A 15,777-nucleotide genomic window follows, 5' to 3' on the forward strand; every position below is an offset into this window, starting at 1 on the left:
CATGAAAAATATATTTAAATCTTTTCTTTTTGCTGCTTTGACCGTTAGTCTTGGTCTATCATCTTGTAAAGGTATGTTGGATATTACGCCTGTCAACAGTATGAAGCCAGAGACGATAAGCGATTATGAATCCATTTTGTTAGGAGGATATCCGCGAGTGGACTATTTTCTTAGAACAGAGTTGATGACAGATAATGCTATGGTTAATCTGAATACCACGCTAAAACTAAGTACAGCAGAGGAGCCGTGGTTTGTCTTTTCCTCCTCGCATATGTTAGGTGAACCTATTGATCCTTATTGGGGGCAGTTATATAAGACTATATTCTATGCGAATACCGTATTGGACAAATTTGCAGGTATGACTCCCGATGCATCGGAAAAGAAGAAATATGAGCAGGTGAAAGGAGAGGCGTATGCACTTCGCGCCTATGCGTATTTTTATCTGGTCAATATGTATGCGGATGTGTACTCACCAGAAAACCTTGAACTTCCGGGGGTGCCTATGCCATTGGATGCCGAAGATGTTAATGAATTTAGTAAAGATAACACTCGTGAACCTATAGGTAAAGTATGGGCACAGATCGTTAGTGACTTAAAGCAAGCGGAAACTCTATTACAGGGAAAGCCTGGGAACGACCGGTTTAGGTTTAATGCCACAACAGTACAACTTTTGAGTGCTCGAGTGGCCTTATTTATGGGTAAGTATGACGAGGCTATCGCTTATGCTTCTGAAGTCATGGCTTCAGCCCGGCTTTCGAATATGAGCTCTATGCAAGCTCGTATTGATGAAAAAGGTGACAAAGCAGCATTTTCTGGTAATTTTGGGTTTATAGATACCGATTATAATAGTGAGGTTTTGTTTTTTACTGGGGGAAGAGCGAATAATAACTTGTTTTACTATTATCAAGCAGCGGCTAAACCGACAGAAGAACTGTTGGAATTAACTAAACGTAATGGAGACTTGGTAGACTATCGTCAATATATTTTCGATTCTTTTGAAGATTTTAGTATACAAGGTGCTGCATTAGTTGGAAAAACAGTTTATAATATGTTTGCTACACAGGATCGGTATTGGTTTTATATCGGACTGAAAGCAAGTGAAGCCCATGTAATACGCGCTGAGGCGTATGCTCGCAAACAAGAATATGTTAAGGCGCTAGATGACATCAATAAATTGTTGGTGACGAGATACAAAAAAGGAAGCTTCGTTGCTCTCCAAGAGTCTGATTATATAAATAAAGAAGATATTTTAAAGCGTGTACTTGACGAACGTCGTCTTGAAACAGCATTTGACGGTGGATTACGTTTCTTTGATTTGAGACGATTGGGTAAACCGGAGATTAAGCATGTCTATAAAAATAGTCAAGAATTTGTGTTGAAGAAAAACGATCCGAAATATGTATTACAGATTCCAATGTCTGAGCAGAATAATTCACCAGGTATGCCAACTAATCCAAGATAAAAAGATGAATAAAATAGTTTCAATGTGCTTATTGGGCGTTTTGCTCATGGCAAACGCATGTAAGAAGAACGAGAAGATCACAGCATCGGAGGAGTTTGGTTTTGAAGAACGATTTGGACCAAAAGAAGATGAGTTACCAGTCATCAAGGAAATGTTCAAGACCTATGATTTATGGTTGCGCCTTAACTTCAAGGATGCCAAAGAAGTAACGAATGCGATATTGTTTCGGGATGAGTACAATCGTTTCGGTGCTACACCGATAGATGAAAGTATGAAAGCCAGCGCTATTATGTTTATGGATACCTTGTTGCATAATGTATCGACCGACTATGTACAGAAAGTATTTCCAAGAGAGTTTTTCTTTGTAAAGACCTATAATGGTTCTTACTGGGAAGAAAATATTAAAGCGCTAGGTCGGACCCGACTTATCGTGTGCTGGCCTAATAAGGTAAAGGATGCACAACCTATTACTGTACCAGAAACGCACTACTACCAAGACTCTGTGGTTACGCGTATGGTCTGGGGTAATTTGTCTGGTATGTTAGTGCAGCGAATGGAACAAGAGATTCCTGGTTTTGAGGCAGCAGGTATGCCTTATGATAATGGAAAAATACTAGATGAAATTTCTAAAAATTACCCCGGAAACTCAGATGAAGCAATTGAAATTCGTCAAGCAGAAGTGGCTAAGATGGCCGCTGAGAGAGGCTATATCTCAGGAGCTGGATCGAAAGAGTATGGTACAGATTTATCGCAATGGTTGAGTCTACTTGTCTTGGAATCTTTTGACAATGTTAAGAAGAACTACTTAGACAATAGTCCAAAGAGAGCGGAGAAGTATAAAGTACTTACCGAGTATCTGAAAAAGGAGTACAACTGGGATATTCAAGCAGCAGGTAATAAATACCGTAAAAAATTAAACAGCTTTCAATAGAAAGTACGATCGGCAGGTACATGGACCTGCCGATCTTGATATATGCTAATACGTTAAAATAAATAGATAGATGAGAGTTTTAAAAATGATGTTGTTGTTGGCTCTACCAGGTGCAGCGATGGCGCAAAAGTCAAGTTTCAGTATTGAAGGAAAGATACAACAACCTCAAAAAGAAGGAAAGATATTTATGTCCATCCGTACGCCAAGTAGCGAAGTGTTGGATTCGGTCGCAGTCGTAAAGGGAAAGTTTTCTTTCAAAGGCGAAGCTAACGGCCCAACCATGGTGTATATGATCTACGATCAGGAGAATAAAGGCTGGAACCGCGTAAGTTATAAAACAGATATGGTAGGATTCTACGTGGATAAAGGTAAAACGGTAATCCAAGCTAAAGACTCTTTGAAAACTGCTGTGATCAAAGGTTCTGCTTTACAGACAGCTTATACGGCTTATCAAGATATGCTGAAGGAGTCAGAGGATGGAATCAAAGACATCAATATGAAATACAGTAGTGCGACGCCGGAGCAGCGCCAAGACGAATCATTTGCGACACCTCTTCGTGAGCAGTATATGGTATTTGCCAATAAAAAGAAAGAATTGCAAGAGGATTATATAGCTAAAAACCCGTCTTCTTATTTTAGCTTGATCGCTATACAAGATCAATTGCAGGCAGGAAAGACGGTCTTGGAAATGGAGCCAGCTTATAATGCTTTGGCAACATCAATACGTGAATCAGAGGTTGGATTGGAGTTTGCAAAACAGATTCACGCGGCAAAAACTACGGCGGTAGGTGTGATGGCGCCTGATTTTACGCAGAATGATGTAAACGATAATCCAGTGAAATTGTCAGATTTTAGAGGGAAGTATGTGTTATTGGATTTTTGGGCTTCCTGGTGTGGACCTTGTCGTGCAGAGAACCCTAATGTGGTTGCTGCTTATGAAAAGTTTAAAGATAATAACTTCACTGTTTTAGGCGTTTCTTTGGATCAGCCAGGTAAAAAGGATAACTGGTTAAAAGCTATTGAAGCTGATAAGTTAACTTGGACAAATGTAAGTGATCTGAAATTTTGGAACAATGAAGTGGCTAAGCTTTACGGTGTACGTGGTGTGCCACAGAACTACCTGATAGACCCAGAAGGAAGAATTGTCGCTAAGGATTTGAGAGGGGAACAATTGCATGAAAAATTAGCGGAACTTTTAAATTAATATGGAGATGAATCTAAATCTAAAATCAATTTTAGGTGCGTTAGCCTTTTCGGCATTCTCTTTCTTTAATGTCCAAGCGCAAAGTTCGGACAATGTTGTTTTAGTAGGGAAAGTAGATCAAAAGTACAACGGTACGAAGGTGTATTTATACAATAACATAACAGGTGATAGTGATACTACTGTTGTTGCAAATGGTGCATGGCAGATCGTACGTCCATTTACCGTTGCTACTAGACACATGCTGGCTTCGGAAGCGGAATCTAAAAAACATGGTGGTTACGCTCCGTTTGGCGTATTGATTGATGAACCTGGCAATGTCGTAATCGAAGGAGATTTAGAAGCTTTTTATACTTCTAAAGTTTCGGGTTCTAAATCACACAATGTATTGAATCAATATTTCGCACTTGTGCAAGAGCAAGGTGGTAATGAAGCTGCTATTATGGCTGATGTTGTAGCAAAGAATGCTAATTCTTTTGGAGCAGCATTCTTATTGGATCGTTATGGCAAAGTTATGGTTCCTGAGGATGCCTTGAAGGCGTATGAGGGGCTTTCTTCGGATGTGAAAAAGAGTTTTTATGGGAAATCTGCCGGCAACCAGATTAAGGGCGCATTGCTTTCTAAAGAAGGGGCTGTGGTCAAAGATTTTACCTTATTAAATGAAAAAGGAACGGAAGTAAGTTTCTCTTCGTTAAAAGGTAATTATGTGCTTCTGGATTTTTGGGCTTCCTGGTGTGGCCCTTGTATCGAAGAGTTCAAGACGTTGAAAGGAGTGTATGCCAAATATAAAGGAAAAGCTCCTTTTGAGATATTGAGTATTTCTACAGATAAAAGTGAAGTAGCATGGAAGGGTGCGCTGAAAAGTCAACAATTGCCTTGGGTACAAATGCATGATCTGACCGGTGATGAAGCGATTGCAACCAGCAGATTTGCGGTCACTGCATTGCCAACTACATTTTTAATCGATCCTGATGGAAAGATTGTAGCAAAAAACTTGCGTGGTAAAGAGCTAGAAGCTTACTTCCTGAAGCTTTTCGGGCGCTAGAAAGAGCAATCGACTTTACTTAATAGTTAGTGTGTTAAAACCGTTGGTGAGATAATTCGCCAGCGGTTTTTTTTATTTATTTTTCCATCTCCTTGCTTTTTCTTATACTTGACATCTGAATTTACACTAACTCATCTAAATACAGATAAACCCATCGCATTTTGAAAAGGGAAGATCTAGAACTGGTACAGGCGATCAACGATGCTGATCCCAATGCTTTTAAGAAGCTATTCGATGGTTATTGGAAAAAGGTGTACCGTACAGCTCTTCAAAAATTGCCTCGGGAAGAGGATGCTTCCGATATTACGCAGGATGTGTTTTATATCATCTGGAAAAATCGTGGTTATTGGCATGTAAAGACGAATATAGAGGGCTATCTATTGTCTATGCTACGACATAAAATATATGATTTTTATGCTCGACGAGATAGGTTGCCTATTTTTGTTCCCCTTAATGAGCAGGAAGAGTATTGGGATTATAGCTTCCGCGAAGGCGAACAGGATGATTTTTCGGAAGAAAATCAATTGGTGAAACAGGAAATTGATGCTATGCCGGAAAAGATGCGCGAAGTATTTGTGTTAAGTCGGTTTGAAAACCTCTCTGCCCAACAGATAGCAGACAAACTCGGAATTTCGGTACAAACGGTGAGAAACCAAATCTCGTCGGCATTGAAACGTTTTAAGCTACGATTTGGAGATAAAGCTACCTGGTTGTTGTTTTTGTTTTTTATAAAGTTTTAAATGAAGTTTTTTGCGCCTCTCTGCCGGCGCAAGGCATGTTACTTTTGTCTTGACACAAAAGTAACCAAAAGGTCAAGGCTGTATCTTATTTGGTGCTCCAGTAACACTATGATGCAAAGCGTATCTCCTAGGTCTCCAACTCTCAAGCCCACCCCATGACTTGGATCTGCTGACCCACTGCTAGCTGAACGAAATTGCAAACATCATAGCTACTTTCACTACCAAATAAGCTAAGGCCCCTTTGTAAGCCTGTGATAAATACAAGAGCATTTGCTGCAGCAAAGAGACAGCGCGCGAAAGAAACGACCTTGTAACATATGGAGTCAGAGGCCGTAACACTGCCGTTCCACTGCTGTACATTTTGCATTAAGTAAGGATTTCCAGTCGAAGGGTAGGCCATGAGCCAAGGAGACCTTGGAAACCACCATGGCAGTTGATCGTGCCGTGACGAACATAGGTTACACAGTCTTGACTTTTTTGCTTCGTTTTTGTGTCAAGACAAAAATGAAGGACCTGTCCTGACAAGGACAAATGTGACGCAAAAAAAACGTCCTTAAATATTATCTACGTTAGTTTTTGATAAAATTTAAAAAATTTTCATTTCCACATAGTATGTTTTCAAAAAAAGACAGACTATAACTGTAGGAACTCAAAACTATGATGATGCGTTGGCTATCCAATAAACCGAATAACAATAAAAAAGATGAAATCTGGCGGGGTATTATAAACAAAGCCCAGCAAGATGGAGACCATAGTCTTGATAATATTATCGAGGTTAGATCGGTGCCTATTTATAAAAGCAAGTGGGTTGCTGTTGCGGCTATGTTAGTGCTATTCCTGTCGACGTCGATATGGATGTACCGTAGTATGACCGGTCAACAATTCTTAAACGAGAAAGAATTACACGAGGTTTTTGCAGATACGGGTTCAGCTTCTAAGTTGGTATTATCAAACGGCGATACCGTGTTTTTGGATTCAGGCAAAGGTTTGGATAGTACTATTGCCTACTTGGCAGATGAAAATTATGCCTTAGATTTTCGCAAACTTGATGATGAAGAGCTGTTTGAGGAACAACAAATAGTCGAGACCGCAAGGGGCAAGCAACTGCATATTATTCTTTCCGATGGTACAGGTGTATGGCTTAACGCTTCTTCGAAGATCGTTTTCCCAGCTCGTTTTCAAGGTGATAGGCGGGAAGTGGCGGTCGATGGAGAAGCGTATTTTGAAGTTGCACACAATAAAAAGTCTCCATTTATTGTAAAAATGGAAGGGCAGCAGGTAAAAGTGTTAGGTACGCATTTCAATGTAAGGCAATACAAGGAAGAGGGAGTGAAAGCGGTTACCCTGCTAGAGGGGGCTGTACAAGTGACCGGAGCTGCTGGAAGTAGCAAGCCCGTCGTATTAAAGCCCTCGGAACAGTTTGTTCAGGTAAATGGGAAGACGAGGCCCACTATACATACTTTAAGTAATCCAGAAGCTGTTATTGCCTGGAAAGACGGAGATTTCTATTTTGAGGATGCCGATGCAGAGACTATCGTGAAAGAACTGGAACGGTGGTACCCTGTTGCGATAGGTATAAAAAAGCAAGATACAACCAAGAAAATATCGGGACGTATCAAACGAACGGATTCGATGAAAGAAGTCGTAGACATGCTGCGTTTCTTCGATATCGAAATACAGGTCGAAAAAAATGAAAACTAACTAACAATCAACTATAATTTTTTAACCTCAAAAGCCATTATGAAGCATTTTCTCATGAAGTACAGGCATGTGAGAGCGTATCCGCTACAAGCGATACTACTGATTCTCGCACTTTTTCAGGTGAAAGCGGTTTTGGCGCAAATTAATGTTGCGGCAAAGCAGAAGTCTTTAACCAGTATTTTTAATCAAATTGAAAAGCAGAGTAAGTATGTTTTTCTGTATGACAAGGCCGTTGCTAATACGCCCTCAATCTCGTTTGACTGTTCCAACTGTTCGATCGAGCGTATCGTTCAGCTTTTAGAAAGACAGACCAAATTAGAATTTAAAATATCAGGACAACAGATCTTGGTAAAAAAGAAGGAAGAGAAAGCCGTTGTAAATTCCACACCGGCTGCTACCATGCAAACAGCCCAAAAAGACACCATTCAGGGGAAGGTCGTGGACGAACACGGTAATCCTATTGTAGGTGCGACATTATTGATCAAAGGGACTAAGATTGGAACTTCTACGGACAAGAATGGTAATTTCAAAATGCAGCGAGTATCGCCTGCGCAGACTATCATTACGAACAGTATAGGTTACCACCCGATGGAGGTAATTGTAGGAGCGCAAAAAACATTGATGGTCGCTCTAAAAATCAAAGCGCAGGAAATCGAAGATGTCGTCATTTCTACGGGACTTCAAAAGCGGGAAAGAAGTAAGCTTGTGGGTAATGTGTCGTCCATTAAAGGCGAAGATTTAGAAGGAGCGGGTATCACGACCATTGACAAAGCTTTACGTGGTAAGATGACTGGCGTATATGTTCGATCTAATTCAGGGAGACCGGGAGAGACCGGTTCGATTGTAATCCGTGGTAGCAATACAATGACGGGCAGTGCAGAGCCTTTGATTATTTTGGATGGCATGCCATTGCAGAATGGTGATGTGGCAGGTACAGACAAAACCAGTTCCAATATCAATAACTTATTGACCAATGGTATCGGAAATATTCCGCCTGAAGATATTGCTACAATTGATATTTTACGGGATGCTACGGCGGCATCTGTATATGGTGCCCGTGCGGCAAATGGAGTGATCGTGATCACGACTAAGCGTGGAGAAGCAGGCAAGGATTATATCAATTACTCCACAAAGCAAGGGTTGACGATGCGACCAAAAAACACGATGGACTTTATGAATTCTTCGGAGAAGTTGAATTTTGAGAGACAACTGTATAATGAATTTCACCCCGTATATGGGGGGCGCGCTAACCAATTGTTGTTTCAGGCTGATAACGGTGTTATTTCAAGGCAAGAAGCTGAGCAACGTATTGCTGAACTATCTCAGATCAATACCGATTGGGTGAATGTGCTATATGATCCCGCCTATCAACAATCGCATAATGTGACGATGTCGGGTGGAAGTACCAAATTGCAGTACAATGTGTCACTGAACTATCAAGATGCGGACGGAACCTTGATGGAGAATAATTTTAAGCAGGGTGGAGCTAATGCTAAATTAACGCGCAACTTCAGCGAGAAGCTGTTGGTTGATTTTAATCTATACACGACCATCAAAAAGAATAAGGAAGGCCAGTCGGCTTTAGATCCTTTTCGCTATGCGATGTTCGCTAACCCTTATGAGAGACCGTATAATGCAGATGGAACTTATGCTTGGGACGGTACTTACCGCGATGTGAGCAATGATATTACTTATAACTCGGATTTGAATTATAATACCTTCAATATCATTCGGGAACTGCGTGAAAATACACTTTCAACGAATTACGGCAATGTACGTAGTCAACTGAATGTAGAATGGAAGTTTTTGGACGGTTTTCAATATCGCGGATCTGGAGCTTTCAGCTTTACCAATGTACAGACTGCGGACGAATCTAGAGGAGGAACCTACCGCTCATGGGCAGGCAACTGGTTAAACTCGGTAAAAACTGCTGGAGCGGGTATTTTGGAAAAGTTTAATCAGGGATTTTTAGAGGAAAATTCAGGAAGCACTTTAGATTATACGGTACGCAATGCTGTTGAATATAATAAAGCCTTCGCTACGAAGCACTATGTACAGGCGCTTTTCGCCAACGAAGTTAGCGAACGTACAAATAATCGTTTTTTTCATTACAACCCAGTTTATTTGCAAGATTATCGTATGGCAGGATATCCATCATGGGATGATATTCCAGCCACGAATTATAAGAAGCTAGATTTGACGAAGCTAGGAGGTACTTATTATGAGAAAAATAGAGAGGTATCCTTTATTGGTTCGGCGGCCTATGCCTATGCTAATCGCTATGTGTTAAATGCCAACTTCCGCTCGGACGGGGTAGATATTATCGGGTCTGACAATCAGTTTACACCACTGTGGTCGGCAGGTGTCAAGTGGAATGCACACGAGGAGACTTTTATTAAGGAACAGCTTCCTTGGTTGAACCGTTTTGTGCTGGCTTATGGGTACGGTTATACCGGTAGTATTAACCGTTCTGTTTATCCATTTCATACGTACCAATTAAGCGCAATTATATACGATGACCTTGCTAAAGCCCAGTCGTTTACTTTTGGTAATCCCGTGCTCAAGTGGGAGAAGAAGCGGGATATTAACTATGGTGTATATATGTCGGTGTTTAATAGCCGGGTCAACATAGAGGCAAACTACTACGATACTCGGGTAAACGACCTGCTGGATGAAACCGCACTTCCGCCATCGGTAGGAAGGCTGTCTTCTTATGTCAATGTAGGAGTGCTGTCCAATAAAGGTTGGGAGCTATCTACTCGAGTAGAAGTAGTGAAAAACACCGACTGGCTATGGGAGGTCGGAGCCAACCTGACTACTGTTAACAATAATCTGGATAAGGTATATAATAAGAAAGACCCTACGGTATCCCGATTGGTCACAGAGAATATAGAAAATTATCCACTACGTTCTTGGTTTGGCTACAAATTTAGTCATATCGACCCGGTGAATGGTCACATGATGGCCAAAGCGCAAAAGCTCGATGATATCGGTAATATTTCGGGCGAAGAGATTATTGATTTGTCTGCTATTTCTACGGCAGATTTGCAGAGCAAGTACCGTACCTACTACTTGGGTCACCGTGATCCGAACCTATATGGTGGATTCAATACGCAGGTACGCTATAAGCAGATTACCTTTTCGAGTAATTTTATGTTTGCGACAGGGAATAAGATTATGGGCTTCCAAGATCGTAGAGAAGGTCCTAGTTTACGTACGGATGATATCACTGCCGGCCGTACCAATCGTTTGAAGAACCAGGAGAATAGATGGAGGCAACATGGTGATGTTACCGATATCCCGGCGTACTCGCCAAATCTATCAAGCTATGGTATGTATTTGGTGGATAAAGACATTGAAAGTGGCGCGTTTTTGAAATGTACAGAACTGGGATTGAACTGGAGGGCTAAACCTTCGTTATTTAAGAAAGTTGTCAAACAGATGAGTGTTGGTATTTTCGCTAACAACCTATTTACCCTTACACCGTATTCCGGTTCAGACCCAGAGACTTACTTGGCATTTGGCTATCCGAATACCCCCAGTTATACCTTTTCCTTAAACATTGGATTTTAATTGACATGAAGAAGTTATTTTTATTCTATATATTGATTGGAGGACTCCTGCTCCAGGGCTGTAAGGATTTCTTGAACCTGCCTCCAAAGAACGAACGAGCGGTGACCAATCTGAACGATATTAAATCGGTATTGGCAGGTTATTTGGATGCTTTTGCACGGTCCAATACGAGACCTATTGTCGGACCTTTCCCAATTATCCTCGAACAGCAGAATATGATGTTTGAGGCTTACTCGGACAATTTTGACTTTTTGGCCAATATGCCACAGTATCTACATTCGACAAATTCCTTTGCTAAAGAACCATTTTACGCCGATAAGCTTTTGTTTAATGATATGGAAACCCCAAAGGCGATTTGGACAAGCTACTATCAGGCGATAGGTTTTTTAAATGCACTGATCGAACAGTGTGATGATTTGAAAGATGCCGATTCTCAGGAGCTGAAACGTGTGAAGGGAGAGATGCTGGTACATAGGGCATTTTATGCCTTCAAGCTGCAGCAATACTTTGCACCGATGAATGACGAGGCTATGGGTATTCCGCTGTACCTGCACACCGGAAAAGAAGTTGTAGGTGTAGAGATGCGCCGGTTAAAACAAACCGAAGTGTATAATATCATCCTTGCGGATTTGGAGCAAGCATTGGCTTACTACGGCGAAGCAGGGAGCAATCCGGGATATAATCGCTTTTTTAATACGCGTTATATCCAGAATTTATTGGCTCAGGTTTATTGGTTCAAGGCAGCGTCGAGCGCCCAGCAAACCGATGATTATGCCAATGCACAGCAATATGCACTCGGTGCGATCGAAGATGTAGACACTTATATTCCGAAGTCGTTGACTGCATTTATGGATGTACAGGCCAATAAGGATGCGCAGTATCCGGCGGTATTTATGCAGAGTATGGCTTTTAACTATGTTGCTGCTTTTTATGGTAATCCCTATGCGCAATTTGGGTTATCACCGGCGAATCTTAAAGTTGCTGATGATTTGATTAGTTTATTCGATGCGACAGACATTCGGAACGACGCCTATTTTAATGGAAGCAATATATCTACCGGTTGGCCTGACGGAGGACCGAATGGACAGAAGCCTATCCGTATTCATTTGTTTGCTCCAGAAGAGGCCTATTTGATTTTGGCAGAGGCTTATTATAGAAATAATAAAGAAAGCGAAGCTTTGCAGGTACTGAATAAGTTTAAAGGCTTTCGTGGCGCCGCTCAAAAAACCAATCTTAGTGGCGATGCACTTTTAACAGAAATTGTCAATGAACGTCGGAAGGAGTTTTTTACGGATACGGACAAGCGCTGGTTAGATCTGAAGCGATATAATATTAAGACTATTCAACGTACTCTTCGCTTTTTTGGAAAGGATTATACGGTGAAGGTAGAGCCCGGTGACTATCATTATGCGTTGCCTATACCGCAGGTGGAGCTCGAGGAAAATCCCTATATCGTTCCAAATGCAGGCTGGAATCCTATTGTTTTTTAATTTATAATTTTGATTTAGATATGAAGAAGATTATATATACGTTAGCAATTCTTATTGGGATGAATAGCTGCGAGAAAGAAAAATTTAATTATTCGCCATACGAAGTAGACGTGTCCGAGATTGATTCTGTTTATTTTTCGACGGGTAGTCCAACGTTGATTGCCGACAATAAAGCCAGTTTACAGTTTGTACTTGAAGCGTTTCGATCCGTACAGATCAAGAATGATGAAGGACAACTTGTCGACTCGATGTTGCAGGTAGATTATCAGTCGCTACCAGCCTCTGCTGTAAAAATCTATGCCGATGGTAAATTGGTTGATGGGATGGAGTATAAAACAAGCAATACGGCTGCTGGTGCCATCAAATTTTATGCGGAGATCGGAATGCTTAAATCTAAGGAAAAATCGGTTCAGGTTTTACAGCCCAAAGCGATAGGTACAAAGCGTATTGTGGATGTTGTATTTCACGTTTTAGAGCTGAGTACGACAGATGCGGCTTATGACCCACTGACGTATCAAAATGTAGAACAGCGACACTTGGAAGAAGCCGTAGCCTATGCTAATGCGGTATTCAATAATGTATACGGCAAGGACCCGAATGGAGGTAATGCTAATGTTGAGTTCCGTTTGGCAGCGAGAAACCCGACTGGGGCAAAGTTGGCCAAACCCGGCTATAACCTGATAACCTACAATTCAACATGGAAAACCAATGCTACGGCCGTTAATTTTGCGCCGGCTGACTTTACGTCCAAGTTCAATACGACTGCGGCTTACCAATGGGATAAGTCGAAATACTTGAATATCTATATTTTACCATTTGCAGGCAACTCCTCTATTGGCAACAATAGGGCGGCCTATCAAATCGTGCCGGCAGGTGAAACGGCTATTCAAGGTATTACAAATACAGTAAGCTCCGAGGCAGATGTTCCACAGAATAATTTTTATACGAACTATGGGTTAGGCATACATCGTACGATGTTCTTTCCCGGGACAGATCGTAAAATTGAGATAGCTTCTTACTTAGGGATTTACTATGGACTGTACCCCGCGTACAATGCGGCAGCAACGGCCACAACGGTGGTGGACTATGTGAATGACACGCGGAAATACCTTTCTGGGTCGGGGCAAAGGGCAAATCATGTTCGCAATCTTTTAAAAACAGGAATAGACGGAGAAAAGTTTTTGGCAAACAATGCTTTGGATGAACTTCGTTTTGCCTCATTAAGAAATTGCTTTACCCAAGGACAGGTGGAGCGTATGCGGTTGGTGATGGAACGTTCTCCGGTTCGTAAGGCTTGGTCATTACAATAAAGAGTAGAACTATGAGAAAACTAATATATACAGGGGTAGCGTTATTATGTGCCCAGCTGGCAATGGCCCAACTAAAAGTAAAAGTAGCCGGTACTGTAACGGGAGATACCGAGGGACATAATAAGGTCTATTTTTATACGCAGAGTGCGAAGGATTCTGCGGAGATTAAAAACGGAAAATTTGAGATCAATGTCAATGAACCTGCTGCTGGTTCACGAGCTATTTCCATCGAGTATGATCAGAAAAAGAGACGAATGTATTCGCCGTTGGTACTTTTCTTTGATCAATCGGGTACAATTAACGTGGAGTTTGATATCGTAAAAGGCTTGTCATCGGCTGTTGTTAAGGGGATGCCTTCGGCTGTGACCTATTTCAGTTATAATGCAGAGCGCCCTAAGGTTTTTATGGGAGCCAGACAATCTGCTATAACAAAATATGGTGAAGAAGCACTCCATAAAAGTAACGCTCAATTTGAGGTTGCGAACACTTATCGCGAAGGTTTGATAAATAAAGGTTACGATTCGTTACTGAACAAATACTTTGATGGAAACAGGTTAGTATCGGCAACATTAGTGTTAAATACGCTTTCCAATCTGTCTACACAGCGAGCGGAGGATTATTATGGTCGCTTATCTGATAAAGCTAAGGCGACAGATGCGGGTAAGACATTATATGCTAAGATTCAAGGTTTGAAAAATGCGTACGTAGGAGCTATAGTAAAGAACTTTGAGTTGCCAGATCAACATGGGAAGACGCAGTCTTTTGAGCAATATAAAGGCAAGTATGTGCTGTTGGATTTCTGGGCCTCTTGGTGTTCGCCATGCCGCGCATCTTTCCCTCGTATCAGAGAGGTGTACAGCAAATTGAAAGGGAAAAACTTTGAGATCGTCAATATCTCTATCGATCAGAATAAGCAAGCATGGTTGAAGGCTGTAGGTGAAGAAGCTAATCCTTGGCCCCAATTGTATGATGATCGTAAGGTGTCGTACGAATTTTTCAACGTGAGTGCTGTCCCTACGTCCTATTTGATTGATCCGACTGGGAAAATCATTATGAAAGAGATCGGTTTTGATCCCAAAGGAGGGGGAGAGATGGAAAAGAAATTAGAAGAAATTTTTAACATTAAATTTTAATATATTAACATAGTAAGATGAGAAGAATAATATTAAGCGCAGTTGCGGGATTGATGCTAACTACAGGTGTATTTGCACAGACACGTGACTTTATTACGGTAAAAGGGAAAGTTAATTTTCCGCCAGCAAAAGAACACCAGGAGAAATATCCTTTTACATTAAAGGACAAAGCCATGAAAGATGCAGAAGTCTATCAGACGATTCAGCTAAAGGCAGACAGTACGTACGAAATTAAGGTGCCTGCGAAGACTCCCCGGCTGTACTCTTTAGATGTATTCGGTTGGGATAGAATCACGTTTTGGGCAGGTAATGATGATTTAAAAATCAATTTCCGTGGGGAAGATACCGCCAAAGTTAAGATAAAAAATCCTCCTTATATCTTCATTGAGTCCGAGGGTAAAGACAATCAATTGATCAACATGTTGAACTGGGAAGTACATCAAAACTACCAGACTTCTATAGCTGCAGGCAAGCGTCAGTATATGGCCATGCAGATTAAAGATACTGCTTTGACCAAATCACTTTCCGATATGGTGATGGATCAATATGAAAGAAATAGTAACTCTGCGAAGGTTTTCGTTCGTGCTTTCAAAAATGACCCACAGGTAGTGTATGCGTTAGGTTATGTAAGCTCTAGAAGAGATAAAGATTTTATTTTGGAGTATGTCAATCCGTTGATTGTTAAGTACCCTTGGTTAAAAGAGGCGAAAGAAGTAAAAGAGAACATTGCTAAGGCAGAAGAAGCCGCTAAGAAGACGGTAGATGGGGCCAAATTTATTAACATTACACAGTTAGATCCTAATGGAAAAAAGATCAATCTGTACGATTATTTAAAAGGCAAAAAATATGTATTGGTTGATTTCTGGGCATCATGGTGTGGTCCTTGTCGCGCGGAAAATCCCCATGTGTTAAAAGTGTATAATAAATACAAAGCTAAGGGATTTGATGTGTTTGCGATCTCGTTGGATGATAGCAAAGACAGATGGGTGAAAGCGATCAAGGATGATAATATGCCATGGGCGCAGGTGTCGGATTTGAAAGGTTGGAAGAACGAAGCTGCACAATACTATAATATTACAGCTATTCCGATGAACTACTTGTTGGATGAAAAGGGTAATATTGTTGCAAAAAACCTTCGTGGCGATAATTTAGAAAAGGAAGTAGCTAAGCTATTGGATAAGTAAGAAAAAC

General features: G+C 41.1%; 11 protein-coding genes. All 11 read left to right on the top strand.

What is annotated here, in order from left to right:
- Position 1: 1 nt before the first annotated feature.
- Positions 2–1,462: a RagB/SusD family nutrient uptake outer membrane protein gene (locus B5X76_RS08880; RefSeq protein ID WP_079642760.1), complete on the top strand. Its 1,461-nt coding sequence runs from the start codon at positions 2–4 to the stop codon at positions 1,460–1,462.
- A gap of 4 nt (positions 1,463–1,466) precedes the next feature.
- Positions 1,467–2,393: a hypothetical protein gene (locus B5X76_RS08885; RefSeq protein WP_139375250.1), complete on the top strand. Its 927-nt coding sequence runs from the start codon at positions 1,467–1,469 to the stop codon at positions 2,391–2,393.
- A 70-nt stretch (positions 2,394–2,463) separates the two neighbouring features.
- Positions 2,464–3,597 carry a TlpA disulfide reductase family protein gene (locus B5X76_RS08890; protein ID WP_079642762.1) on the top strand — a complete coding sequence of 378 codons (1,134 nt, stop codon included), beginning with the start codon at positions 2,464–2,466 and terminating at the stop codon, positions 3,595–3,597.
- Between the two features lie 7 nt (positions 3,598–3,604).
- Positions 3,605–4,639 (top strand): TlpA family protein disulfide reductase, encoded by a 1,035-nt coding sequence (locus B5X76_RS08895; protein WP_176141024.1) that lies wholly within the window; start codon positions 3,605–3,607, stop codon positions 4,637–4,639.
- A 161-nt stretch (positions 4,640–4,800) separates the two neighbouring features.
- The gene (locus B5X76_RS08900; protein WP_176141025.1) at positions 4,801–5,379 is read left to right on the top strand and encodes an RNA polymerase sigma factor; all 579 of its coding nucleotides are present in this window, start codon (positions 4,801–4,803) and stop codon (positions 5,377–5,379) included.
- Between the two features lie 657 nt (positions 5,380–6,036).
- Positions 6,037–7,080, top strand: a complete 1,044-nt coding sequence (locus tag B5X76_RS08910) for a FecR family protein (protein WP_079642766.1) — start codon at positions 6,037–6,039, stop codon at positions 7,078–7,080.
- Positions 7,081–7,119: 39 nt separating this feature from the next.
- On the top strand, positions 7,120–10,653 hold the full coding sequence (locus tag B5X76_RS08915; protein WP_079642767.1) for a SusC/RagA family TonB-linked outer membrane protein: 3,534 nt from the start codon (positions 7,120–7,122) through the stop codon (positions 10,651–10,653).
- A 5-nt stretch (positions 10,654–10,658) separates the two neighbouring features.
- Positions 10,659–12,143, top strand: coding sequence for a RagB/SusD family nutrient uptake outer membrane protein (locus B5X76_RS08920; RefSeq protein WP_079642768.1), 1,485 nt, complete (start codon positions 10,659–10,661; stop codon positions 12,141–12,143).
- Positions 12,144–12,163: 20 nt separating this feature from the next.
- Complete coding sequence (locus B5X76_RS08925) at positions 12,164–13,453, top strand: M43 family zinc metalloprotease (RefSeq protein WP_079642769.1); 1,290 nt, start codon at positions 12,164–12,166, stop codon at positions 13,451–13,453.
- Between the two features lie 11 nt (positions 13,454–13,464).
- A complete protein-coding gene (locus B5X76_RS08930) occupies positions 13,465–14,586 on the top strand; it encodes a TlpA disulfide reductase family protein (protein ID WP_079642770.1) in 1,122 nt (373 codons plus the stop codon).
- Positions 14,587–14,603: 17 nt separating this feature from the next.
- Positions 14,604–15,770, top strand: a complete 1,167-nt coding sequence (locus tag B5X76_RS08935; protein WP_079642771.1) for a TlpA family protein disulfide reductase — start codon at positions 14,604–14,606, stop codon at positions 15,768–15,770.
- The last annotated feature ends 7 nt before the right edge of the window (positions 15,771–15,777 follow it).

Origin of the sequence: Sphingobacterium nematocida, from assembly GCF_900168125.1 — a bacterium.
Classification (GTDB): Bacteria; Bacteroidota; Bacteroidia; order Sphingobacteriales; family Sphingobacteriaceae; genus Sphingobacterium; species Sphingobacterium nematocida.